General features: G+C 32.1%; 20 protein-coding genes. 8 read left to right on the plus strand and 12 right to left on the minus strand.

Annotated elements, in window-relative coordinates; all coding sequences use genetic code 11:
- Positions 1-35 precede the first annotated feature (35 nt).
- Both bshA and AB3G33_RS10945 read left to right on the plus strand, forming a co-directional pair.
- Positions 36-1,205 carry an N-acetyl-alpha-D-glucosaminyl L-malate synthase BshA gene (gene bshA / locus AB3G33_RS10940; RefSeq protein ID WP_367769296.1) on the plus strand — a complete coding sequence of 390 codons (1,170 nt, stop codon included), beginning with the start codon at positions 36-38 and terminating at the stop codon, positions 1,203-1,205.
- Between the two features lie 23 nt (positions 1,206-1,228).
- The gene (locus tag AB3G33_RS10945; RefSeq protein WP_367769299.1) at positions 1,229-1,657 is read left to right on the plus strand and encodes a protease complex subunit PrcB family protein; all 429 of its coding nucleotides are present in this window, start codon (positions 1,229-1,231) and stop codon (positions 1,655-1,657) included.
- 49 nt (positions 1,658-1,706) lie between these two features.
- On the opposite strand, the gene AB3G33_RS10950 is transcribed toward AB3G33_RS10945, so the two are convergent.
- Together AB3G33_RS10950 and AB3G33_RS10955 are read right to left on the minus strand one after the other, a co-directional pair.
- Positions 1,707-2,210, minus strand: coding sequence for a hypothetical protein (locus AB3G33_RS10950; RefSeq protein ID WP_367752607.1), 504 nt, complete (start codon positions 2,208-2,210; stop codon positions 1,707-1,709).
- A 187-nt stretch (positions 2,211-2,397) separates the two neighbouring features.
- Entirely contained in the window at positions 2,398-3,222 is an 825-nt protein-coding gene (locus tag AB3G33_RS10955; RefSeq protein ID WP_367769301.1) for a UDP-2,3-diacylglucosamine diphosphatase, read from the minus strand.
- A 183-nt stretch (positions 3,223-3,405) separates the two neighbouring features.
- Between AB3G33_RS10955 and aroC the strand changes: the two genes are divergently transcribed.
- From aroC to AB3G33_RS10970, 3 genes are all read left to right on the plus strand, one after another.
- The gene (gene aroC / locus AB3G33_RS10960) at positions 3,406-4,464 is read left to right on the plus strand and encodes a chorismate synthase (RefSeq protein ID WP_367752611.1); all 1,059 of its coding nucleotides are present in this window, start codon (positions 3,406-3,408) and stop codon (positions 4,462-4,464) included.
- 104 nt (positions 4,465-4,568) lie between these two features.
- The gene (locus AB3G33_RS10965; protein ID WP_367769304.1) at positions 4,569-5,855 is read left to right on the plus strand and encodes a dicarboxylate/amino acid:cation symporter; all 1,287 of its coding nucleotides are present in this window, start codon (positions 4,569-4,571) and stop codon (positions 5,853-5,855) included.
- 204 nt (positions 5,856-6,059) lie between these two features.
- The gene (locus AB3G33_RS10970; protein ID WP_367769307.1) at positions 6,060-8,273 is read left to right on the plus strand and encodes a response regulator; all 2,214 of its coding nucleotides are present in this window, start codon (positions 6,060-6,062) and stop codon (positions 8,271-8,273) included.
- Positions 8,274-8,343: 70 nt separating this feature from the next.
- On the opposite strand, the gene AB3G33_RS10975 is transcribed toward AB3G33_RS10970, so the two are convergent.
- The 3 genes from AB3G33_RS10975 to AB3G33_RS10985 all read right to left on the minus strand — a co-directional run bounded on the left by AB3G33_RS10975 (position 8,344) and on the right by AB3G33_RS10985 (position 11,400).
- Positions 8,344-8,820, minus strand: a complete 477-nt coding sequence (locus AB3G33_RS10975) for an Hsp20/alpha crystallin family protein (protein ID WP_367769311.1) — start codon at positions 8,818-8,820, stop codon at positions 8,344-8,346.
- 170 nt (positions 8,821-8,990) lie between these two features.
- The gene (locus tag AB3G33_RS10980) at positions 8,991-10,250 is read right to left on the minus strand and encodes a DEAD/DEAH box helicase (RefSeq protein ID WP_367769313.1); all 1,260 of its coding nucleotides are present in this window, start codon (positions 10,248-10,250) and stop codon (positions 8,991-8,993) included.
- Between the two features lie 121 nt (positions 10,251-10,371).
- Positions 10,372-11,400 carry a formimidoylglutamase gene (locus tag AB3G33_RS10985; RefSeq protein ID WP_367769316.1) on the minus strand — a complete coding sequence of 343 codons (1,029 nt, stop codon included), beginning with the start codon at positions 11,398-11,400 and terminating at the stop codon, positions 10,372-10,374.
- Between the two features lie 93 nt (positions 11,401-11,493).
- On the opposite strand from AB3G33_RS10985, the gene AB3G33_RS10990 reads away from it, so the two are divergent.
- Positions 11,494-12,378, plus strand: a complete 885-nt coding sequence (locus tag AB3G33_RS10990; RefSeq protein ID WP_367752623.1) for a hypothetical protein — start codon at positions 11,494-11,496, stop codon at positions 12,376-12,378.
- A gap of 299 nt (positions 12,379-12,677) precedes the next feature.
- Here AB3G33_RS10990 and AB3G33_RS10995 read toward each other — a convergent pair whose 3' ends face one another.
- The 6 genes from AB3G33_RS10995 to AB3G33_RS11020 form a co-directional block, all read right to left on the minus strand.
- Positions 12,678-13,982, minus strand: a complete 1,305-nt coding sequence (locus AB3G33_RS10995; protein WP_367769319.1) for an ammonium transporter — start codon at positions 13,980-13,982, stop codon at positions 12,678-12,680.
- Positions 13,983-14,291: 309 nt separating this feature from the next.
- Positions 14,292-15,365 carry an alanine/ornithine racemase family PLP-dependent enzyme gene (locus AB3G33_RS11000; protein ID WP_367769322.1) on the minus strand — a complete coding sequence of 358 codons (1,074 nt, stop codon included), beginning with the start codon at positions 15,363-15,365 and terminating at the stop codon, positions 14,292-14,294.
- Positions 15,365-16,516, minus strand: coding sequence for an alanine racemase (alr, locus tag AB3G33_RS11005; protein ID WP_367769325.1), 1,152 nt, complete (start codon positions 16,514-16,516; stop codon positions 15,365-15,367). The genes AB3G33_RS11000 and alr overlap by 1 nt, the downstream gene beginning before the upstream one ends.
- Positions 16,506-17,657: an amidohydrolase gene (locus AB3G33_RS11010; protein WP_367769328.1), complete on the minus strand. Its 1,152-nt coding sequence runs from the start codon at positions 17,655-17,657 to the stop codon at positions 16,506-16,508. Before AB3G33_RS11010 ends, alr begins: the two co-directional genes overlap by 11 nt.
- A 6-nt stretch (positions 17,658-17,663) precedes the next feature.
- Positions 17,664-18,098, minus strand: a complete 435-nt coding sequence (locus AB3G33_RS11015) for a GNAT family N-acetyltransferase (protein ID WP_367769331.1) — start codon at positions 18,096-18,098, stop codon at positions 17,664-17,666.
- Entirely contained in the window at positions 18,079-19,548 is a 1,470-nt protein-coding gene (locus AB3G33_RS11020) for a sodium:solute symporter (RefSeq protein ID WP_367769334.1), read from the minus strand. The genes AB3G33_RS11015 and AB3G33_RS11020 overlap by 20 nt, the downstream gene beginning before the upstream one ends.
- 438 nt (positions 19,549-19,986) lie before the next feature.
- On the opposite strand from AB3G33_RS11020, the gene AB3G33_RS11025 reads away from it, so the two are divergent.
- The gene (locus AB3G33_RS11025; RefSeq protein ID WP_367769336.1) at positions 19,987-21,522 is read left to right on the plus strand and encodes a YifB family Mg chelatase-like AAA ATPase; all 1,536 of its coding nucleotides are present in this window, start codon (positions 19,987-19,989) and stop codon (positions 21,520-21,522) included.
- A 224-nt stretch (positions 21,523-21,746) separates the two neighbouring features.
- Positions 21,747-22,445 carry a pseudouridine synthase gene (locus tag AB3G33_RS11030; protein ID WP_367769339.1) on the plus strand — a complete coding sequence of 233 codons (699 nt, stop codon included), beginning with the start codon at positions 21,747-21,749 and terminating at the stop codon, positions 22,443-22,445.
- A 484-nt stretch (positions 22,446-22,929) separates the two neighbouring features.
- Here the strand turns inward: AB3G33_RS11030 and AB3G33_RS11035 are convergent, their stop codons facing one another.
- The gene (locus tag AB3G33_RS11035) at positions 22,930-24,219 is read right to left on the minus strand and encodes a DEAD/DEAH box helicase (RefSeq protein ID WP_367769341.1); all 1,290 of its coding nucleotides are present in this window, start codon (positions 24,217-24,219) and stop codon (positions 22,930-22,932) included.
- Positions 24,220-24,400: the final 181 nt, after the last annotated feature.

Below are 24,400 nucleotides of genomic sequence, written 5' to 3' on the forward strand. Positions count from 1 at the left end.
AATTTTCCTTAAATTCGTTTTATTAAAATATACCCATGAAAATTGCAATAGTTTGTTATCCTACATTTGGAGGAAGTGGCGTTGTAGCTACAGAGTTAGGGCTTGAATTAGCTAGACTAGGACATGAAATCCATTTTATTACTTATAGTCAACCAGTACGTTTGGCATTATTGAATCCCAATGTTCATTATCACGAAGTGAATGTACCGGAATATCCTTTATTTCATTATCAACCCTATGAATTGGCTTTATCTAGTAAGCTAGTTGACATGGTGAAACTACATAAAATTGAAATATTGCACGTGCATTATGCCATTCCACATGCTTATGCAGGATATATGGCTAAACAAATGCTTAAGGACGAAGGTATTGAGATCCCTATGGTGACTACGCTTCATGGAACTGATATTACTTTAGTAGGGAATCACCCATTTTATAAACCAGCAGTTAGTTTTAGCATCAATAAATCGGATGTGGTAACTTCTGTCTCCCAAAGTTTAAAGGATGATACTTATAAATTATTCAATATTAAAAGAGACATACATGTTATACCCAATTTTATTGAATTAGATAAAAATAATACTGATCCTAGTATTGCTTGTCACCGTTCCGTAATGGCAAAACCAACGGAGCGTATTATTACTCACATCAGTAATTTTAGAAAAGTAAAAAGAATACCTGATGTAATTAAAATATTTTATAAAATTCAACAAAAAATTCCTGCTAAATTAATGATGGTGGGAGATGGTCCTGAAAAGGAAAAGGCCGAATATTTATGTCAAGAACTAGGTATTTTGGATAAAGTAATCTTTTTTGGGAATAGCAATGAGATCGATAAAATATTAAGCTATACCGATTTGTTCTTATTACCCTCTGAAACAGAGAGTTTTGGACTTGCAGCACTTGAAGCCATGGCTTGGAGTGTTCCTGTAATTTCAAGTAATTCGGGTGGTTTATCTGAAGTTAATTTTGACGGAATTTCAGGGTATCTAAGTGATGTAGGAAATACTGATGAAATGGCTGAGAATGCATTGAAAATTTTAAGTGATGAAGAAATACTTTTAAAATTTAAAGAAAATGCGTTATCAGTTGCAAAAAAATTCGATATCAAAAACATTTTGCCACTCTATGTTGAATTGTACCAAAAGGCAATAAAGAAATATTCGAAAAAAAATAAATTTCTAAGAGAAGCCAAAAAAGAATAATTCTTTAGAATTAAGATAAAAAAATGAAAAAAACAGCAATAGCATTATTTACTTTGACTTTGTTTTCCTGTGGGACTACTGTAACAAAGAGTACAGGAAAAAAAGCTTTATATGAGGTCTTAACTCAGCAGTCAGATGGTGGTGGAAACATTCATTTCTTTGAAATTCTTACGGAACCAAATGAAATTAGGATGTTGCAGAATGATAAAATGCTGAAAAATAAAATTAGCCCAACTGATGTTCAAAAATCAAATTTTGTCATTTTAAATATGGGAGAGAAAACTACAGGTGGATTTAAAATAACAGTTGAAAATGTAGTTGAAACGGATAAAAATGTAATTGTTACTGTAAAAGAAACTGAACCTAAAGCTGGGACAATAGTCACTCAAGGTTTTACTTATCCTTTTTGTGTAGTAAAAATAAATTCTAAAAAAGAAATTATAATTAAATAAAAAAATGCCACTATTTCTAGTGGCATTTTTTATATAATAAAACTAAGTTTTAGAATTGGTATCTAACACTTAATGCGATGTCTGAACCATAATTGTTTTTGTAATATCCGTTTCCACCAAATTCTGGTCTGAAATCCAAAGATACTAACAAAGGAATGTCAAAGTTGTATTCTAATCCTACATCCCCTGCAGCAAAAGCAAAAGTATCATTGTAGTGATTTCCACCGTTGTCATAACTATAACTACCTAATCCACCACCTACACCAGCATACCAGTTGAAACCACCATCAATGTTCCAAACCCATTGGTACAAACCAGCTAATTTTATAGCATTGTCATCATAACCATTGTGATTAAAATCACTTCTGTTTCTCCAACCTAAATCTAATTCTAATCTATTGTTGCTTGATAAAGCTCTTTGGTAAGAAAGTTCTCCTCCAAATCCACCATTGTCACCAAAACGAAGTCCTAATGCATTTTTAGAGATATCTTGTGCCTGTGCGCTAAATGCTAAACCGATTAGCATAAAAGCAGATAAAATAATTTTTTTCATAAGTCAATTTTTGTTTTTACAAATGTACATAGCAATACAAACGATTCTTTTATACTATAATTCTTAATTGTTATATAATTTACATGTTTGTGAAAAGATTAGCACTGACCAAGTTCATTATACTAATAATTATCGCTATCAATTATGAGCTTAGTGCATTTTAATAAATGAAATACTAAACTGGAAGTTATTTCGATAAAAGGATTGAATTGACCAGTTCATTACTCAAAAGATCTTCCATTTCAAATAAATTTTCTTCTTCTGTATAATTAGTATCCTTATAATAATGTAGCTTCCATCGTTTTTTATTGTATTCCAAAGCGGTTAAATTCTCCACCCAATCACCAGAATTTAAATATAATGTCTTACCATTTTTATTTTCTTTTTTTATGATTTTTGGCTCATGTATATGTCCGCAAATTACATAATCGTATTTTTTTTCTATTGCAATATCAGTAGCCGTTTCTTCAAAATCCGATATGTGCTTTACTGCTTTCTTGACGCTTGCTTTGATTTTTTTAGAAAAAGAATAGGGTTCTTTTCCAAATCGTTTTAAACACCAATTAACAAAACGGTTTATTAGAATCAGATAGTCATAACCTAATCCACCTAGTTTTGCAATCCATTTAGCATGATGTACAGAAGCATCAAATACATCGCCATGAAATATCCACGCTTTTTTGTCGTCTAGTTCCAATACTAATTTATCAACCAAGGCAAAATTACCCATATTCATGTCACTGAATTTCCGTAGCATTTCATCGTGATTTCCAGTGATATAATACACTTTTGTACCTTTTGAAGCAAAGCTTATTATTTTTTGAATGACTTTTAGATGTGTTTTTGGAAAATACGATTTTCTAAATTGCCAGATATCAATAATATCTCCATTTAAAACTAGAATTTTAGGCTTTATGGAAGATAAATATTTATTGAGTTCAATGGCATGGCTTCCAAAAGTTCCAAGATGAACATCAGATATAACAACCAATTCCACTTTTCTTTTTTTCAATTGTATTTAATTTGAAGTTTAACAAATGAATTCAATTAATCGCAATTGTATTTAACGATAAGGTTAATAATTTAGCTTTAATATTAATTAAAAGTCAATAAATGCTATTTGATTCTTAAAAGTTTAAACTTTTAATTTTTAAACTTTAAACTAAAATGCTACTTTTGTTCAAAACATATAATAATGGCAGGAAATAGCTACGGAACACTATTTAGAATAACCACTTTTGGTGAATCACATGGAGAAGCATTAGGTGGAATTATAGATGGTTGCCCATCAGGAATACAATTAGATTTAGAGGCAATTCAACTTGAAATGTCTAGAAGAAAACCAGGCCAATCGGCAATTGTTACGCAACGAAAAGAACCAGATGATGTTCAATTTTTATCAGGAATCTTTGAAGGTAAAACAACTGGAACACCAATAGGTTTTATTATTCCAAATACAAACCAAAAATCGGATGATTACTCCCATATAAAAGATAATTATAGACCTAGTCATGCTGATTATGTTTATGATCAAAAATATGGTTTTAGAGACTATAGAGGAGGAGGAAGAAGTTCTGCTCGTGAAACAGCAAGCAGAGTTGTTGCAGGTGCAATTGCAAAACAAATGTTGCCCGAAATAAAAATCAATGCTTATGTTTCTTCGGTAGGCCCCATATTTTTAGAAAAACCGTATCAAGATTTAGATTTTTCAAAAATAGAAAGTAATCCAGTACGTTGCCCAGATGAAGAAATGGCAGTTGTAATGGAAGATTATATTCGTGAAATTCGTAAAGAAGGGAATACTGTAGGTGGTACTGTAACTTGTGTGATACAAAATGTTCCCGTAGGATTAGGGGAACCAGTTTTTGATAAACTTCATGCTGAACTAGGTAAAGCAATGCTTTCCATAAATGCGGTAAAAGGATTTGAATATGGAAGTGGTTTCTGTGGTGCAAAGATGAAAGGAAGTGAACACAATGATTTATACAATACGGACGGAACTACCAAAACAAATCTTTCTGGAGGAATTCAAGGAGGAATTAGTAATGGAATGGATATTTATTTCAGAGTAGCATTTAAACCAGTTGCTACTATTATGCAAAAACAAGAATCATTAGATAATAAAGGTAATATTACCGAAATGACTGGTAAAGGTCGCCATGATCCTTGTGTTGTTCCACGTGCTGTTCCTATTGTTGAAGCAATGGCTGCCATTGTATTAGCTGATTTTTACTTGATCAATAAGACGTATTAATACGCACTATTTTTTTTCCGTTTAAAAAGAATTTAAAATATTTCTTATAATAGATTAAACCTGGGTTCAAATCCCAAACTAACCATTAAATAAAAAACCACTAGATGAATTCTACAGAAACAAAAAAGCCGTCAATCTTATCAAATTTGACTACACAAATACTTATTGCAATGATTTTAGGAATTGCTTTAGGTATCGTAATTCATAATACAATTTCAGAAGAAGGCGCTTTGGAGTTTAGTGATAAAATAAAAATTCTTGCTACCGTTTTTATTAGATTGGTACAAATGATTATTTCTCCACTAGTATTTACAACACTGGTAGTTGGTATTGCAAAATTAGGTAATGTGAGTGCAGTTGGAAGAATTGGAGGAAAAGCTTTGGCTTGGTTTTTTACGGCTTCATTTATTTCATTACTATTGGGAATGTTTTTTGTAAACACACTTAAACCTGGAGAGGGGCTTAACTTGTCAAATATTGATTTAGGTTCAGCATCAGAAGTGGCGGAAAATTCTAAAAGTATATCTTTTGATAATTTTATTGCCCATATAGTTCCCAAGAGTATTTTTGAAGCAATGGCAACAAATGAGATCCTTCAAATTGTGGTTTTTTCTATTTTCTTTGGTTTGGCAGCTGCCGCAATAGGAGATTATGTAAAACCGGTTGTTAATGGTTTAGACAAAATGTCACATATTATTCTAAAAATGGTGAATTATGTTATGAACTTTGCACCAATTGGAGTTTTTGGAGCTATCGCAGGAGTTTTTGCTGTTAGAGATTTTCAAGAACTAGCTATCACTTATTTTAAATTTTTCGGATCTTTTTTAATAGGAATTTCATCCCTTTGGGTTGTATTAATAGCGGTTGGTTATATTTTTCTAAAAAGCAGAATGACCGTTTTGCTTAAAAGAATTGTTAGCCCATTGATTATAGCTTTTGGAACAACAAGTAGTGAAGCCGTTTTTCCTAAATTGACTGAAGAGCTAGAACGTTTTGGAGTAAAAGACAAAATTGTTTCCTTCATGTTACCTTTAGGATATTCATTTAATCTTGATGGAAGTATGATGTATATGACTTTTGCTAGTATTTTTATTGCTCAAGCTTATGGAGTTCATTTAGATTTAGGAACTCAAATGACGATGCTTTTAGTTTTAATGCTTACAAGCAAAGGAATTGCAGGTGTGCCTAGAGCAAGTTTAGTAGTTGTTGCTGCTACTTGTGGTATGTTTGATATTCCAATTGAAGGTATTGCATTAATATTACCAATTGATCATTTTTGTGATATGTTTAGAAGTGCTACTAATGTATTAGGAAATGCATTGGCAACATCAGTAGTAGGAAGCTGGGAAAACGATGATGATTTAGAAGCGGTTCCAGTTGATCTCAATTAATTAGTTATCATTTTATTTAAAATAAAAAAGCAGTTACAAGGCATTCTTGTAACTGCTTTTTTTATAGTTTTATTTTTTAAGAATATTCTTTCAGTAAAATTTATTTTTTTTTAAATATTTTTACTTATCAAGTCTATTCTCTTTTTAAATTATTGATACTTAATGTTTAAATAAAAATGTATATTTGATAAAATTAAAATTTCTATGCTCCAATCAAGAATTATTTTTTTTATTTTCTTTTCATTAAATCTTTTTAGCAGCAATTCTGTTACCGATAAAATAAAACCATCAAGAAAGGAAATTGTTAATCTTACTAATAAGGCCTCACAATACTTGCAAGAGTTTAATTATGAAAAATCATTTGCTACTGCAAGAAAAGCATTAAAACACTCTATAGATGCTAAGGATGATATCTTAATTGCAAAATCCTATAATACAATTGCAGGTAATTATGATGAATTATCAGAGTATGATAAAGCTATATTTTTCTATAAAAAAGGGCTGTTTTATGCCAATAAAACAAGTAATGATACTGTTAAGAATAGTATAAATAATAATCTAGGGAACATTTATTGTTTTGAAGTTAATCAACTTGCAAAAGGGTTAAATTATTATAAAAAATCACTAGACTATAGTTTAAAAATAGCCGACTCAAGTCAAATTTACATAACTAAAATGAATATTGCTTGGGCCTATTTTTATATTGGTAATTTTAAAAATGGAAAGCCGTATTTAGATTTTATTACTAAATACAAAAATAGGTTGGGTGATAATACTACAATTGTTGCTTTAAACATGTTAAATGGAATGTATTATACGAGTACATCAGACTATGATAAAGCAAATTCCTTTTTTATTGATGCTATTAAGCTTGGTAATAGTGGAATTGAAAAATCGGATTTGTCTTATTCGCATGAAGAATATGCCAAATTATTATTAAAAACAGGTAAATATAAAGAAGCATACGAAAACTTGGCCTTGTTTAATAAAATAAGAAAAGAACTTGAGCAATCAGATAAATTGAAGAGGGCAGAAGTTATAGGAGTGAACTTAGAGCTAGATGAATATAAGAGAAAAGTTGATAAAATTGAAAATGAAAAAGATTTACAATATCAAAGTTTGAAAAAATCTAGAATTATAGTTTTTCTATTCATAATTGCTTTTAGTGTTGTATTGCTACTACTTTATACCGTTTATAAAAATTATAATTTTAAGAAAAAAAAGAATGCCGAACTTGTTATAGCCAATGAAGAGTTAAGTATTGCAAAAGAAAAAGCGGAAGTTGCTTCTCAACTTAAATCACAATTTGTTTCAACAATAAGTCATGAATTACGAACTCCATTATACGGTGTAGTTGGAATTACAAATATGTTATTGGATGAACACAAAGAACTAGCGGATAGTCCTCATTTAAGTTCTCTTAAATTTTCTGCTCGTTATCTATTATCACTCGTTAATGATGTATTGCAAATTAATAAAATTGAAGAAAATCGAATTGTTCTTGAAAGTTTAACTTTTAATATTACTGATGAGATAAATATGATTAAAAATTCTTTGTCTTTTATTGCGAAGAATCATAATAATGAAATTAATGTTACTATTGACCCTGCGATTCCGGAGTATTTAATTGGAGATAAACTTCGTTTTTCTCAAATAATAATAAATTTAGTCAGTAATGCATTGAAATTTACTGATAATGGAAAGGTTGACATTTCGGCTAACTTGATTAAAGTAGAAAATAAATTTAATTATATTGAATTTAAAATTCAAGATAATGGTGTTGGAATAGCGATCGAAGATCAGGAAAAAATATTTGAAAAATTTGTACAAGTTGGAAGGAAAGAGATTGATTATCAAGGTACAGGTTTAGGGCTATCTATCGTAAAACGATTGTTAGAACTGTTTAATAGTGCTATATCACTTCAAAGTGAAATAGGAAAAGGAACTACTTTTATCTTTGAAATTGCATTTGAATGTGATCCGGCGAAGACTGTTGAAATTATTAATAAAATTCATGTTGACTTGACATCAAGTGAAATTTTTTCAGTTCTTGTAGTAGATGATAACACAATTAATCAACTGATTACAAAAAAAATAATTGAAAAAAACAACTATAAATGCAGCGTTGTAAGCTCTGGTTTTTTGGCTTTAGAGATTCTCGAAAAAGAAACTTTTGATGTCATTTTAATGGATATTAATATGCCTTTAATGAATGGGTTTGAAACCACAAGGCGCGTTCGTAATATGGGAATAAAAACACCTATTGTTGCATTGACAGCATTTGATAAAGATGAAATTATTGAAGAGTCATTATCAGCTGGATTTAATGATATAATTGTGAAACCCTTCGAGTCAGTTATATTATTTAAAACAATAAATAATCTTATTTACAAAGAAAAAGAATCTTGTTTAATATGATTTAACAAAAAAAAAACACCTAAAGTATAATTTTAGATGTTTTTTGAAAGAGATGAAATTTCCTTTTATCTTATTTTATAGCTATGTTTTTAGCCATTTTTTTCGTACTTCCTTCTTTTTTTGCAATTTCTACATGAAGTATGCCGTCTTTATAATTAGCATTAATGTTGTTTTCATCGGCATAATCAGGAAGGCTAAAGGTTCTACAGAAAGATTGATAGTTAAACTCTTTTCTGTAATAATTTCCTTTTTTTCTAGTTTCTTCTTTTTCTTCCTCTTTTTCTGAAGAAATGGAAAGAATGTTATTATCGATTTCAACTTTAAAGTCTTCTTTTTTTAAACCTGGAGCAGCAAGTTCAACTTCAATTTTTTTATCTGTTTCTTTTAAATTGACAGAGGGCAAACTACTACCTACAGTCGAAAAATTCTTATCGGTCCAATCCATAATATCTCTTGATAAAATATCATCAAAAAAGGGATTTAGAGTTGGTAACAAACTAGAACTTACTAACGGCGAATAACTATTTCTTTTTACAAGTGCTTCCATAATTTATTTAGTTTTAAATGATTATTAATTAATTCTAAAATTAAATAAAAATCAAATCTAAAACAAAACTATAACAGTTAATTAACTGCTTATCAAGTATTTACTCATAAAAAAACCATTTACAATTGTTGTAAATGGTTTTTTTATTATGCCTAAATATAGTATGGTTTTTAATACCATCGTTTTTTATTCTGTTTTGAAGCATCAGATTTTCTTGATTTGTGAGCACCGCCACTTCGATTTGAATTTTTTGGTTTGTTAGATGTTCCTGGAGCAGTTTCAGGACTACCTGAGTGCCATGGATAGGGATGATCACTAACCGTTTTTACATCTACTTTAATTAATTTTTGAATATCCTTCCAATACCCATGTTCGTCTTTACTGCAAAAAGAAATTGATATCCCACCATTTCCTGCGCGTCCTGTTCTACCAATACGGTGAACATAAGTTTCTGGTATATTGGGCAAGTCAAAATTAATAACATAGGGCAATTGATCAATATCAATACCGCGAGCAGCAATGTCAGTAGCTACAAGCACTCCAACTTCTTTATTTTTGAATGCTTCTAAAACGCGTTGTCTCGCATTTTGAGATTTATCACCATGTATGGCTTCAGCTGCAATATTATTTTTTCGTAATGCTTTTACAACATTATCTGCACCGTGTTTTGTCCTTGAAAAAACTAAAACATCTGACAAGTCTTGATTTTTAATCAAGTGATATAACAAGTTTCTTTTTTCCGTTTTTTCAACAAAGTAAACATGTTGTTCTACATTTTCAGCTGTTGATGACACTGGGGAAACTGTTACTGTTTCAGGATTTGTTAAAAACATTTCGGCCAATTCTCGAATAGCCATTGGCATAGTGGCAGAGAAAAATAAGGTTTGTCTATTTTTAGGTGTTAGTTTGACGATTTTTTTCACATCATTTACAAATCCCATGTCAAGCATTTGGTCTGCTTCATCAAGAACTAATGTATGTAAATGGTCTAAGTCAATAAAACCTTGTTTATGTAAATCAAGTAACCTTCCAGGTGTAGCAATTAAAATGTCAATACCATTTTTTAATGTATCGACTTGTGGGTTTTGCGAAACTCCTCCAAAAATGGTAAGCTGAGTTAAATTGGTATATTTAGCATAAGTATCAAAACTTTGCCCTATTTGAACTGCTAGCTCTCTTGTAGGTGTGACCACTAGCGCACGAATTTGTTTAGCTTTTTTAGAAGAGCCAACAATACGATGTAATTGATGTATAATGGGGATTGCAAATGCTGCTGTTTTTCCAGTTCCTGTTTGTGCACAGCCGATCATATCTTTTCCAGCCAAAACTAGCGGAATAGATTGCTCTTGAATAGGAGTGGGATTGATATAGCCTTGTTCAAATACGGCTTTTTGTATACTTTTTGAAAGTGATAAATCTTCGAATAACATATTTTTGAAATTAAATATCTTGTATTATGTACATAGATAGATTTGCAAAGATAGTGTTATTTATCGATTCGCTTAATTTGGTGTCTATTTTACAGATTGAAAACTCTTATAAAAGAGTTATTTATTGACTTGACTTGATAAAATCAGTAATTAAATAACCTATTAATTTACCAATTAAATGATTGTTTTTCTCTTCGCCTAAATCGGGAGCACCTTCACAAATATGTAAATAGGCAGCATTCTTGTGTTTTCCAAAAAAAGAAATGAATTGTCTTAATTCTTCAACGGAGAAACCACTTAAAGTCATTGCACTACTTGCTATATTTGGTATGGCATCTAAATCTATTTCAATTCCAAAAGTATCAGTCTTAATAAATTCTAATGCTATATTCATTTCTTCATTAAAATTTTTTTCTTGTCTAATTTTTAGGCTGTCATAAGTATTATACCGTACACGATCCTCCGTTTTTTTTATAATGTCCAAAACGCTTTTGGAGGTGTAATTTTCATGTAAGCCAAAAACAAAATATTTTTTCAAAAAACCTTCTTCGTATGCATATGAAAAACCATTCCCACTATGACGACCTTCAAGAATTCTAAAATCGGAATGTGCATCAAAATTGATGGCATTTATAGGTTTCCCTTTTGCTAAAGCAGTTCCTTTAATATTGCCGTATGAATTATTATGACCTCCACCAATAATTATAGGTGTTTTTCCAGCTTTTATAATATTAAAGATAATATGAGAAACGTCTTTGTCTATTTTTTCAACTAATTGACTCAATTTGGAACGATCATCAATATCATTAAAATCTAAATGTTCGACCTCCTTCATTTCTTCACAAACATTCATTTGACCAAGGATAATTATTTGATTTCCTTTGCAAAAGCGATTGTGTTGAATGTTAGCAATATTTTTTATAGCAATCTCCCATGCCGATGCAGCGCCTGGTCTTCCAAAATTGGCTCTAATACCAATATCTTCTGGGATTCCCAATAAAACATATTTAGCTTCTGATGTTTTTAAAAATGAAAGTGGGTCAGTTCCTTTTGGTACAGTAATCATCTTTTCTCCAAATTTTATTTCACCACTTCTATGGTTAGTAATTTTTGCAAGATCATTCGTAGTAAAAGGTAGAATTTTTTCCATAAAAAAATATTTTTTTCCAAAAATACTATAATTGTGTTAACTTACGTTATAACTTAAATATATATTATTAAATTTGGAAAAAAATATTTAAACATGGAAAATCAAAAAAGCAGTTCAAGTCTTAAGGCAGTTATTGCTGTATTAGCAGTTTTATTAGTAGGTAGTTTAGTGTATATTTTTAAAATGAGTTCTGATGTTGAAACAGTTCAAACAGAATTGAAAACTACTATGACTGAAAAAGAATCGGTTATGAAAGATTTGCAAGAATTAAAAGCTACTTATGACGCAGCTATTTCTGAAAATACCTCTATGTCGGATGAGTTAATTCAAGAAAGAGATAAAGTAGTTAATTTAATGGCTGATTTAAATAAGTCAAAAGGGGATGTAGCTTCATTAGCAAAATATAGAACTCAATTTATTGCTTTGCAAAACAATATGAAAGTTTTAATGACAGAAAATGAAGGATTGAAAAAAGCAAATACTACATTAACTACACAACGTGATAGTACAGTAGTAGTATTAGGTGAATCTAAAAAATATAATGAAGTTTTAGTTGGACAAAATGAAGAATTGTCTAAAGCTGTTGAGAAAGGTTCAAAATTAACAGTTTTGAACATGAAAACATCTGCTTACAAACTAAGAAGTTCAGGAAAACAAGTTGAAACGGATAAAGCAAGTAGAGCTGATGTTCTTAAAATTAGTTTTACAATTGCTGAAAACCAAATTGCTAAATCTGGAGATAAAACATATTATGTACAAGTAATTGATAGTAAAAATAATGTTTTAGGTGATAAAAAGACTGAAAATTTTGGAGATGCTTCGTTAGTATATAGTTTTATAACTAATGTAAAATATGAAAACAAAACTGTTCAAGTAACAGAAGATTTACCTGGTAAAGACTTTGCAAAAGGGACGTACTTCGTAAATGTTTTTGATAAAAATGAATTGGTTTCAAAAACGAGTTTTACTTTAAAATAAAATAAGATATTTCATAAAGAATAGCCGTCTCAAATTATTTTGAGACGGCTATTTTTTTGTATATAGTTTGGTGATTTTAAGTTGATTTTATTCCTATACAAGTTTGCATTGTTTGTGTGAAACTTAGCTTATCAATGGACAAAAGATGCTTTGATGTATAAAAAGAATACCAGAAATAGTTTTGATCTTTCTATAAATAGATTGCGAATAAAATGAAATTCAGTGTGTTTTATAGCCATAAAAAAAACTCCCTGAAAACTTAATTTCAGGGAGTTTTATTTTATTTATTAAAGCGTTTACTACAAAAACTCTCCGTGTTGAGAAATATCTAAACCTAACTCTTCTTTGTCTTCAGTTACTCTTAAAGGAGTGATTTTATTTACAATAAAGAAAAGGAAATAAGAAACAGAAAAAGCAAATACAGATACAATTACTAAAGCCGTTAATTGGTGTATAAATAAAGTTGTTTCACCAAAAATTAGTCCTTGGTCTGTAACTGCTGGATTTATTGCTTTTGATGCAAAAACACCAGTTAATAACATTCCAGTCATACCACCAACACCATGACAAGCAAATACATCTAATGCATCATCAATTTTACCTTTAGGAAATTTACTTACTACAATATTACTTACTAAACTACTAAATACACCTATGAAAATTGCATTGGGAATACTAACGAATCCTGCTGCAGGAGTAATAGCTACAAGTCCTACTACTGCACCAATACAAGCACCCATTGCAGATACTTTATGTCCAAGAATTTTATCAAAGAAAACCCAAGCCATACCAGCAGCAGCTGCAGCAACTGTTGTAGTTCCTAAAGCTTGCACTGCTAATCCGTTTGCAGCAAGAGCAGAACCAGCATTAAATCCGAACCAACCAAACCATAACAATCCTGTTCCTAATAATACATAAGTAATACGAGCAGGATTTGATTTTTGACCTTTTCTTTTTCCTAAAAACATTGCTCCAGCTAAAGCAGCCCATCCAGCACTCATGTGTACTACAGTTCCTCCAGCGAAATCCAATACTCCCATTTTATAGAAAAAACCATCTGCATGCCAAGTCATATGACATAATGGAGCATATACAAAAATGATAAATAAAACCATGAACAACATATAAGCCCAAAAACGAATTCTCTCAGCAAATGCACCAGTTATTAAGGCTGGAGTGATAATTGCAAATTTTGCTTGAAATAAAGCAAAAAGCATAAATGGAATGGTTCCCCAAGCTGTTGTAATCCCAACATTTTTAAACATGAAATAATCTGTAGGGTTACCTATGAAGCCTCCTATTGAAGTTCCAAAAGATAAACTGAATCCAACGATTACCCAAAGTACAGTAACAATTATCATTGCCATGAAGCTTTGTAACATGGTGCTAATGACATTCTTTTTTCCTACCATTCCTCCGTAGAAGAAACCTAGTCCAGGAGTCATTATTAATACAAGTGCAGTTGCAACAATCATCCAAGCTGTATCTCCAGTGTCAAATTTTACTGCATCTAATGGAATTGGATTTTCGGACAACATGAAATTGGTACAGAGTGATAAGACCAATAGAGCGATAAGAATTACGCTTAAAATAATTTTTCTCATTGTTTTTAGGTTTAGTTTTTACGGTAAAAATATAAAATGAATCAATATCCCTATTGAAATAGGGTGATATTATGCTATTTTTATTGAATTTCTAATTTAACCCCTATTATTTTAAGGGTTATCTGAGAATACACCTCTGTAATTTACAATTTGTTAATATGAGTATTTAAATTGGATAATAATTATTGCCTGAAATGTAATAGTAATTTACAAAAAAAAATCAGATAATAGTTTATCTGATTTTTTTTAGGAAAGTGGGATTTATTATTTTAAATGAATTTTATTAGTAATTAGTTTTTTAAGGCTAATTTATCCGATTCTCTTTTCAATATAATCTGAATTTAAAAGATAGAGTGCTCCCATATATTGTATTTTAAAGGAAACTAAATCTCCAATTTTATATTTCTTTTTTGAATTTGAAATATCTATTACAAGCATATCTGAACTTGCGTCGATAATTTTAATATCACTATCCTCGGCTTCAATATATTGTGGTTGCATGTCAAGTAAACCAATGTCTAAAATGGCTCTTAAAGAAGTTTCTCCTAAATCATCAGTATCACTTGGTACATAACTAGTTCCAACACCACTTTCGCCTAGTTCTCCAATGGGGGCATCAGGTTTCTCCGTAATTTCAATTATTTCTGAGTACAGCTTAAACACATCATTGTGCATCCCCGCGATGGTATCGCCTGTAAAAAGATCTTTTCCAAAAAACAATGCTTCTCCAACTCTAAAATGGTTTACCGCCATAGGACGTGCATTTTTTAGCATTAATGGAATAGCTACCGATGTTCCACCAGAAACCCATGGAATAGTGATGTTAAATTTGGCTTCAATGAGTTGTTTGTACAGACTTAACTGAATTAATTTATCTTGTGTTGGCATGATTCCACTTAAACAATTAAGATTGGTACCTATACCACGAATTTCAATATTGGGTAATTTTAAAATAGTACCATAAAATTCAACCAGTTCTTCACCCATTACACCTTCACGTAAATCACCCATTTCAATCATGATTATGATTTTATGAGTTTTGTTCTGTTTTTGTGCTTCTTTAGAAAGCAGTTGTATGGTATAAATTTCTGTGTTAAAACTTACATCAGCATAGCGAACGATATTTTCTATACTTTGTTTTGCAGGAGGTTTTATATATACCGTTTGAATAGTAGGGTCTAATGATTTTATTTTTCTTAAATTACTTACGCGAGAATCATGAATTTCTCGTACTCCAAGTGCAATTAATTCTTTAAGATATATTTTATTACCACACAAAAGTTTGGATACAACACCCCATTGTATGTTTCTAGATTTGAAGATAGTATCAAGAAATGTGTAGTTTTCTTCTAATTTCTTTCTATATAATTTTATAAAGGCCATTATTCTATTATTTTACGTGGAATCGTTTTTGAAATTCGGGTTAGTAATTCATAATTTAGTTGATTACTGAAATCACTAAAAGAAGCTACAGATACGGTAAGATCTTCTTGTGTGCCAATTAAAACGACCTCATCTTCTTTTTTTACAGTTTCGATGTCAGTCACATCAACTGTCATCATATTCATGTTGACTGAGCCTACAACAATACAACGTTGTCCATTAATTAAAACTCTTCCTTGATTACTCAATGATCTACTGTATCCATGAGAATAACCTATTGGAACAACTGCAATTTTCATCTTTCTTTCTGCGAGAAAACTAGTGCCATATCCTATAAAATCGCCAATATTCACTTTTTTCACACTCATGATACTGCTTTTCCAAGTAATGACACGATGCAATGGATCAATTTTACTTTTTTTAGTATTTAAATAATTTACAAAAACTTCAGGGCTTGGCCACAAGCCATATTGCATGATACCAATTCGAACCATATCCATTCTTGTTTCCGGAAACATTATAGAAGCCGCTGAACAAGCAGAATGTTTCATCTCAGGTTTTAGGTCATTATCCCAAAGGTATTGATAAATTTCGTCAAATCGTTTGATTTGTTTCTCCACTCTATAATAGTTTGCAATGCTTTCAGCTCCGGCATAATGAGTGCATAGCCCTTTAAATATAAGGTATTCCTTTTCTTTTTTTAGAAAAGCGATAACGTTATTGAGTTCTTTTTTTTCAAAACCAGTTCGGTTCATTCCTGTTTCTACCTCAATATGTAATATTGCCTTTTTATGCAGTTTTTTTGCAACTCTGGTGGCTTTTGTAAGTCGGCTTTTATCGAATACAAAAAACTCAACATCATTAGCAACAACCCACTCCATGTCTTCATCTTGAACCAATCCCATCACCATAATGAAGGCTTTATCAGCAAGTGTGGCTTTTACTATTTTGGCTTCTTCGACATCAAAAACTGAAAAATGTGTAACACCACATTCATACGCCATGAGTACAAATTCCTTTATACCATGACCGTATGCATTTCCTTTTACAACTGAAGAAAGTAGTACTTTTTTTCCAAAAGTATTTTTTAGAAAGCTAATATTTTTTTGGTACGCTTTTTTGTTTAGTTCTATAATCGAATTAGTATGCATCCGTAATTTGTTTGCTTATTTGTAAAAAAGTGGCTACTCCAGTTGTTATGATTTCATCTGGGAAATCATAATCTGGATTGTGTAGGGCGGGAGTATTCATTCCTGATCCTAATCCAAACATTGCTCCTGGAAATTGCTGGGTAAGTAGACCAAAATCTTCTCCCCATGTAAATGGCATTTCTTTTTCTAACAGATCAAAATCATTGATTTTCACTGCATTTTTTATGTGATTTACTGCTTCTACATTGTTTTCATTGGCTTGAAAACTCTGCGTCCAAGATATCTTGCATTTCAATTGGAATTCTTCGGCTATTGATTTTGCTAGTTTTTCCAATTTACTTTCAATGGCTTGCATTTCCGAATTACTATCGCTTCTTACTGTAAAATGAATTTCTGCCGCACCCGCTGAAACACCATACGCCTTCTTACCCATTTTCGAATAAATAGGTGTAATCAAACAATATTTTGCTGCAGCAATATCGGCTTGTATGAGCTGGTTAAATTGGGTAGTTATTTTAGCTAATGCCAATGCTGGATTGATTCCTTTATGAGGTTCTCCTGCATGAGATGTGATTCCTTTTAGTTTGATAATTAAGCTGTTTACGGCACAACTAAAAGTATCGTTTTTAACAACAATTTGATTTTTTTTATACCCTGGAATATTGTGCAGTGCGAATACAAAGTCAGGTTTATAAATAAATTTAGGGTCATTAAAAACTTTTTCAGCACCAGTGCCATCTTCTTCCGCAGGCTGGAAGAGTAAAATAACAGTTCCTGTTTTAGGTCTTTTATAGTGCAATTCAATGGCTAAACCACACATAATTGCCATGTGTCCATCGTGTCCGCATTTATGGGAAACTCCGTTGGTTAAAGAACGATGTTCAAAAGTATTTATTTCTTCAATGGGTAATGCATCTAGTTCACAACGAAATAAAACCGTTTTTCCAACGGTTTTTCCTTTATAAATAGCTAGAATTCCAGTTGTCCCAACCTCGGTAACAATTTCATCAGGAGGATAATTTTCAAGAAATGAAAGAATCATTTTTGCAGTATGTACTTCTTTTCCTGAAACCTCTGGATTTTTATGTAATTCCTTTCGCAATAGCGTAAGTGTTGCTATACGTTGGTTTAAGTTTTGCATTTTGGATTATTTGATGAGACGCATTTCTAGGTATTTATTTGTAAATCCTAGTTTTTCGTATAATTTTTTGGCAGGATTATCAGGTTCCACATGAAGTGCAATATTTCCTTCGGCAATTGAGATGGCTTTTTGCATCAATTGTTTTCCATATCCCTTACCACGTTGGCTATTGTCTACTGCAATATAAACCAAAATATTTTCAGGGATAAAGTCTTTCATACCTGTGTTGTTTAAAATAACAACACCTACAATTTTATTTTCATCTAAACCTACAACTATATTTCCTCCTTTATCTGGATTCATTACGTAAGCGATGCATTTTAGAATATCGTCTACTTTATCGCCATATTCCTCTAAATGAGTGAAAAGAAATTGAGCAATTATTTGATTAGTATATGTGATGTCTTCTCCTGAAGTTGAATTAATTATTTTGAATTCCATTTTGTTTTTCTTTTTTATAATGATAAATTGATATTGTATAAAATAAAATAAGCGAAATACTGATACCATAAATGTTGGCATCAAGATGCTCGGGTAGTTTTATTCCTAAAGGTAATTTATTTTTAGTGATTATGAGTAAAATTGTTGCTCCTCCTCCAAAAAGCATGCTCCAAAAAGCGGCAATGGGATGGCTTTTCTTCCAAAATAAAGCGCCTAGTACTGGTATAAATAGTCCTGAAACCATAAAGGCATAGGAGTAGAGCATGAGTTCTAAAACATTTTGCATTTGGGAAGCCAATAGAATGGCAAAAACACCAATTGCTAAGGTTACTATTTGTGAAAGTTGTAATTCTTGTTTGTGGGTTAATTCTTTTTTAGAAAATTTAGCGAGAATATCGGTTACTATATTACCAGAGGCCGCCATCAAGCAGCTATCTGCAGTGGAAAGGATAGCCGAAAAATAGGAGGAAAGCATCAATCCCATTAATCCAACAGGAAGAATGGTTGCTAATAAAATAGGTAATCCCATTTCACTATCCATCGATGCAGCATCAGTAATTCCTTTAAACATCCCATTAGTAGCAGCAACTTTAGCAAGCATTCCCAGAATTACTCCCATAAATGCCATGATAGGCCATTCAAAAACTCCAGCAATTAGCCATGCTTTTTTTGCTTCTTTTTCTCCTTTACTGGCATAAATTCTTTGGTACAATGTCATTCCTACAAACCAAATAGGAATAATAGTAATGGACCAGTTTAAAATTTGGTACCACTTCACATTAGTTAATGACAAATATTCAGGGGCTAATGTTGCTTTAATAACATCATATCCTCCAACAGCAGTATAGGCAATAGGAATTCCAATAAAAACCAATCCACCAATTAAGATTAGCCATTGAATCGTATCGGTATAAATTACCGCCTTTAGACCTCCAATTGCGGTATAAATAACAGCAATTGCACCCATAACAATAAGTGCGGTTTGAATGTTTAATCCTTCTATGGTTGCCGAAGCTAATTTGGCTCCAGCCAAAACTTGAGAACTTGTAAACCCAATGTATCCAATAGCTGAAATAATACCGGCTAATAAAGCTACTTTACTGTTATAAAAATGCTCAAATATTTGTGGGAAAGTAAAAAACTTATGTTTATGGCCCAAATGACTCACTTTTGGAATGAGATAAACAGCACTAAGCCACGCACCGAGTAAACCTGTAAATAACATCCAAGAACCTGATATTCCCATCGTAAAACCAAGCCCTCCTAAACCGATGGAGAATCCTCCACCCACATCAGTAGCCACTACAGATAAACCGATGTGCCAACTACTCATGTTTCGACCACTTACGTAAAAGTCTTCAGCTGTTTTGTTTTTATTAAAAAAATACACGCCAACACCAAGCATAGCGAGCATATAAACGACAAAGATTAGATAATCTATCCAGTGCATTTTTGATTAATTTTTGATTATTTATTAGCCTGTAAATGGAATTTTTCCAAAAGGCAAAAGATGTAGCGAACTACAAAAAAGAATGATTTTTAGATTGATTTCATGAAATAGAAATCATAGAATGGTTGTTGTTAAAAATGTATAAAAAAACGTTTTTCAACCCTAAAAATCAAATAAATCTCGGCAAATATAGGAAATTATATCCAAAAATGGAACAAATTGGGCGTAAGGTCTAATGCTTAAGTTTTGAAACTTCATTTTTTTGTAAGCAAATAATAAGTGACATAATAAATCAAATTTAGATTTCATGATTCTATAATCCATCTCTTTTTTAAAAATTAGAGTAGTAAAATAGTATTGCTAATGTGTTATTATTTAGTAAGATAAATCTATAGTTTGGTATGTTAAAATTCGTTATTTTTAAAAAAAATATACGCCATGTTAGTTAAAGTTTTTGGAAGTGCCGTTTTTGGTGTTGAAGCCACAACAATTACTGTTGAAGTAAATATTGATAAAGGAATTGGATATCATTTAGTAGGGTTGCCTGATAACGCAATTAAAGAAAGTAGTTATAGAATTGCTGCTGCTCTCAAAAACACAGGCTACCACATGCCGGGTAAAAAGATCACAATCAATATGGCACCTGCTGATTTGCGAAAAGAAGGTTCAGCCTATGATTTAACTTTAACCATAGGAATCTTGGTTGCTTCTCAGCAAATTGAAGCCAAAGAATTGGAGAAATATATAATTATGGGAGAACTTTCTCTCGATGGAAGTTTGCAACCTATTCGTGGTGCTTTGCCAATTGCTATAAAAGCAAAAGAAGAAGGATTTAAAGGTTTTTTTCTGCCAAAACAAAATGTAAAAGAAGCTGCAATAGTAGCTGGATTGGATGTTTATGGAGTTGAAAATGTACAGGAAGTCATTGATTTTCTAGAAGGGAAAGGCAATCTAGAACCCACAACAATTGATACGAGAGCCGAATTTTATAAAGATTTAGATTTTCCTGAATTTGATTTTAGCGATGTGAAAGGGCAGGAGTCTATAAAAAGATGTATGGAAATAGCGGCTGCTGGAGGACATAATATTATTTTGATTGGGCCGCCAGGTGCTGGAAAAACAATGCTTGCCAAACGTTTACCAAGTATTTTACCACCAATGACGTTACGAGAAGCCTTAGAAACAACTAAAATCCATAGCGTAGCAGGAAAGTTGAAAGAAGTAGGTTTGATGAATCAGCGGCCTTTCAGGAGCCCACACCATACTATATCTAACGTAGCACTCGTTGGTGGGGGGAGTTATCCCCAACCAGGAGAGATTTCGATGGCACACAATGGGGTTTTATTTCTGGATGAGTTACCCGAATTTAAGCGTGATGTTCTCGAAGTGATGCGTCAACCACTAGAAGATAGGGAAGTAACCATTTCCAGAGCCAAGTTTACCGTTACCTATCCATCTTCTTTTATGTTGGTTGCGAGTATGAATCCAAGTCCAAGTGGTTTTTTTAACGATCCCGATTCACCGCAAACGTCTTCACCACACGAAATGCAACGGTATTTAAGTAAAATTTCAGGGCCTTTATTGGATCGAATTGACATCCATATCGAAGTAACTCCCGTTCCGTTTGAAAAATTATCGGAAGATCAAAAAGCAGAGAGCAGCGTCGATATAAGAAAAAGAGTGACTGCAGCGCGAGAATTACAATCGGCACGTTTTGAGCAAATGGAAAACATCCATTACAATGCGCAAATGAATACCAAACACATTAGAGAATATTGTGCTCTTGATGATACATCCAAATTACTTTTGAAAACAGCCATGGAACGATTGAATCTTTCTGCTAGGGCCTACGATCGTATTTTGAAGGTAGCTAGAACTATCGCTGATCTTGATGCTGCTCCTACCGTAGTTTCGTCACATATTGCCGAAGCAATTCAGTATAGAAGTTTGGATCGAGATGGTTGGTTGGGATAAATTAGATTTCAGATTTTTGATTGCAGATATTTAAACTATGCTAGGCAAACTCTTCAACTTTGAGGAAGTGACTTTATAAAAGAGCATTGGGATACAATTTAAATAACAGTTTTAGCAATTGTAATCTTCTATTTTGTTTTTCGAGCTAAAATGAAAAAAGAAAAGTATAGAAATAAATAAGTCAAAAAAGAGAGTTCTATCAAAATCTCTTTTATTTTTGCCAAATGTTAGAAATTCTTTACCAAGACGAATATATTATAGCAATTAATAAACCAAGTGGATTGTTAGTCCACAAATCATTTTACGCGCGCGATGCAAAAGTTTTTGCTATTCAAGAATTGAGAAATCAAATAGGAGGGCGACACGTTTATCCTATTCATCGGTTAGATCGCAAAACATCTGGTGTCTTGTTATTTGCATTGGATAAAGATGCTTTAAAAATTATGAATGATCGTTTTGCCACACGCGAAGTAGAAAAAAAATATTTAGCAATTTTACGTGGTTGGTCACCCCAAGAACTAACGATTGATTATGATTTAACCAATGATGATGGCATTGTACAAAATGCAATAACATACTTTCATCGATTGCAAAGTACCGAAATTGAGTTAGAATTTAACAATAAACCAACGTCACGATATTGTTTAGTAGAAGCGATTCCTGAAACTGGACGTATGCATCAATTACGAAAACATTTCAAACATATTTTTCATCCCATTTTAGGAAGTCGCCCTCATGGTTGTAACAAACAAAATAAATTATGGTTGGAGAATTTTGAACTGAAAGGAATGATGCTTCATGCACATCAGTTAATTTTTAATCATCCAATAACAAATGAACAACTTATCTTGAATGCAAAGATTAATGAAGAGTTTAGCAGAGTAGGTTCTATTCTTAATCTAGATTTGAAGACCTATGAATAGCATGCTAATTTGTAAATTTACGCTTTAAATTAGTGTAGTATTTGGAAATAATAGTTTTCAGTATAAAGAGGAACAGATTTTAGGACAAAACATTAAGGATAAATACACACTTTTTGTCATTCCGAAGAATGAGGAATCCCATTATTTACTAACGTTATGGAATTTATTATTGGAGTGGGCAAGGATTGCAAATCCGCGCTATCGTCGTCGGCAAGAAATTATGGTAATGATGACCAGACCGTTTTATAGATAGATATAAATTGATTTAGATTGTGTTCACGAGCGGACGCTCGCGCCAGCCGGTGATTTGTCCGATGAATTTACAAAATGGTATTATTGAAAATAAAAATGCCCTAAATAGCCCCGATAGAAACGAAAATCCCTGTGTGGGCTAGCGTTTAGCCCTCACAAGGATTGTAGTGTATAGCGGGAGATAACGTTTATAAAAACGAAATCGTTCTGCTCCTAAAAATTTAAAAATGTATTATCTATTTGGGCGTCTTTCATTATTTTGACTAGGACGTCTAGGACCAAAACTGTTATTACTACTACGGTTTGTAGTATCTGTTTTTGGTTTCCTTGGAGTTGAATTGCGTTGTTGTCGCCCTTGCCCTTGTTTGATAGGTTCGGTTGAAGCGTTTGGATCTGGTTCAAACCCTTTAATATTTTCTTTTGGCAATTTCATGCCAATCAATTTCTCGATATCACGTAGAAAAACGGTTTCATCTGGGCTAAATAAAGAAATCGCTTCTCCATTGGCACCAGCTCTCCCAGTACGACCAATACGGTGTACATAATCTTCGGGAATATTAGGTAATTCAAAATTGACAACATGAGGTAATAATGGGATGTCTAATCCTCTAGCCGCAATATCAGTAGCTACTAATGCCGTTAAGCTTCCGTTTTTAAAGCCTGCCAAAGCTTTGGTTCTGGCTCCTTGTCCTTTATTACCGTGAATGGCTGCTGCTTGAATTCCAGCACTAATCATACTTTCAGTTAATTTATTGGCACCTTGTTTGGTACGGGTAAATACCAAAATCTGTTTCCAATTTCCTTCGGTAATCAGTTTGATCACTAATTCGGTTTTTTTCTCTTTTGCAACTGGATATACTTTTTGAGTAATAGCATCGACAGTCGTATTTTCAGGTGTTGCCTCCACTTGAACGGGATGGTTTAAGATACCCATTGCTAATTTTTTAATGTCTTTTGAGAATGTAGCTGAAAACATTAGGTTTTGCCTTTTTGTTGGCAATACTTTCATGATGCGCTCAATATCTCTTAAAAACCCCATGTCTAACATGCGATCCGCTTCATCCAAAACTAAAATTTCTACTTTGTTTAGTGTGATTAATCCTTGATTTTGTAGGTCAATCAATCTACCTGGAGTTGCAACTAAAATATCTATACCTTGACGCAATTGTGCTACTTGTGGTTTTTGATTAACACCTCCAAAAATCACCGTACTGCGTAAATCTAAAAATTCACCGTATTCTTTTATATTGGCTAATATTTGTGCCGCTAATTCACGTGTTGGTGTTAAGATCAAAGCACGAATGGGTCTGTGACTTAAATGTTTTCCTTGTGATAAGATTTGTAATATAGGTAGTGTAAAACCAGCTGTTTTTCCTGTTCCTGTTTGTGCAGATGCCAATACATCTTTGCCTTCTAAGATTGGTGGAATTGATTTTTGTTGTATTGGAGAAGGAGTTGTATATCCTTTTTTGCTGATGGCTTTTAATAAAGCATCAGATAAGCCTAATGAGTTGAATGACATAAATTGTGTTTATGAAGTAAACACTATTATTTTGAGTACTTCTTTAATTTGGCGCGAAGGTACTGCTAAATTGTCCGATCTGCTTTTTAATGATTGATTTTGTTTGAATTTATCATTTCGTTGTACTTCAACTTATTAGAGTACAATGATTTAGTACTTTTGGTTATGCGAAGTCAAAAAG

It is taken from the genome of Flavobacterium sp. WC2421 (assembly GCF_040822115.1).
Classification (GTDB): domain Bacteria; phylum Bacteroidota; class Bacteroidia; order Flavobacteriales; family Flavobacteriaceae; genus Flavobacterium.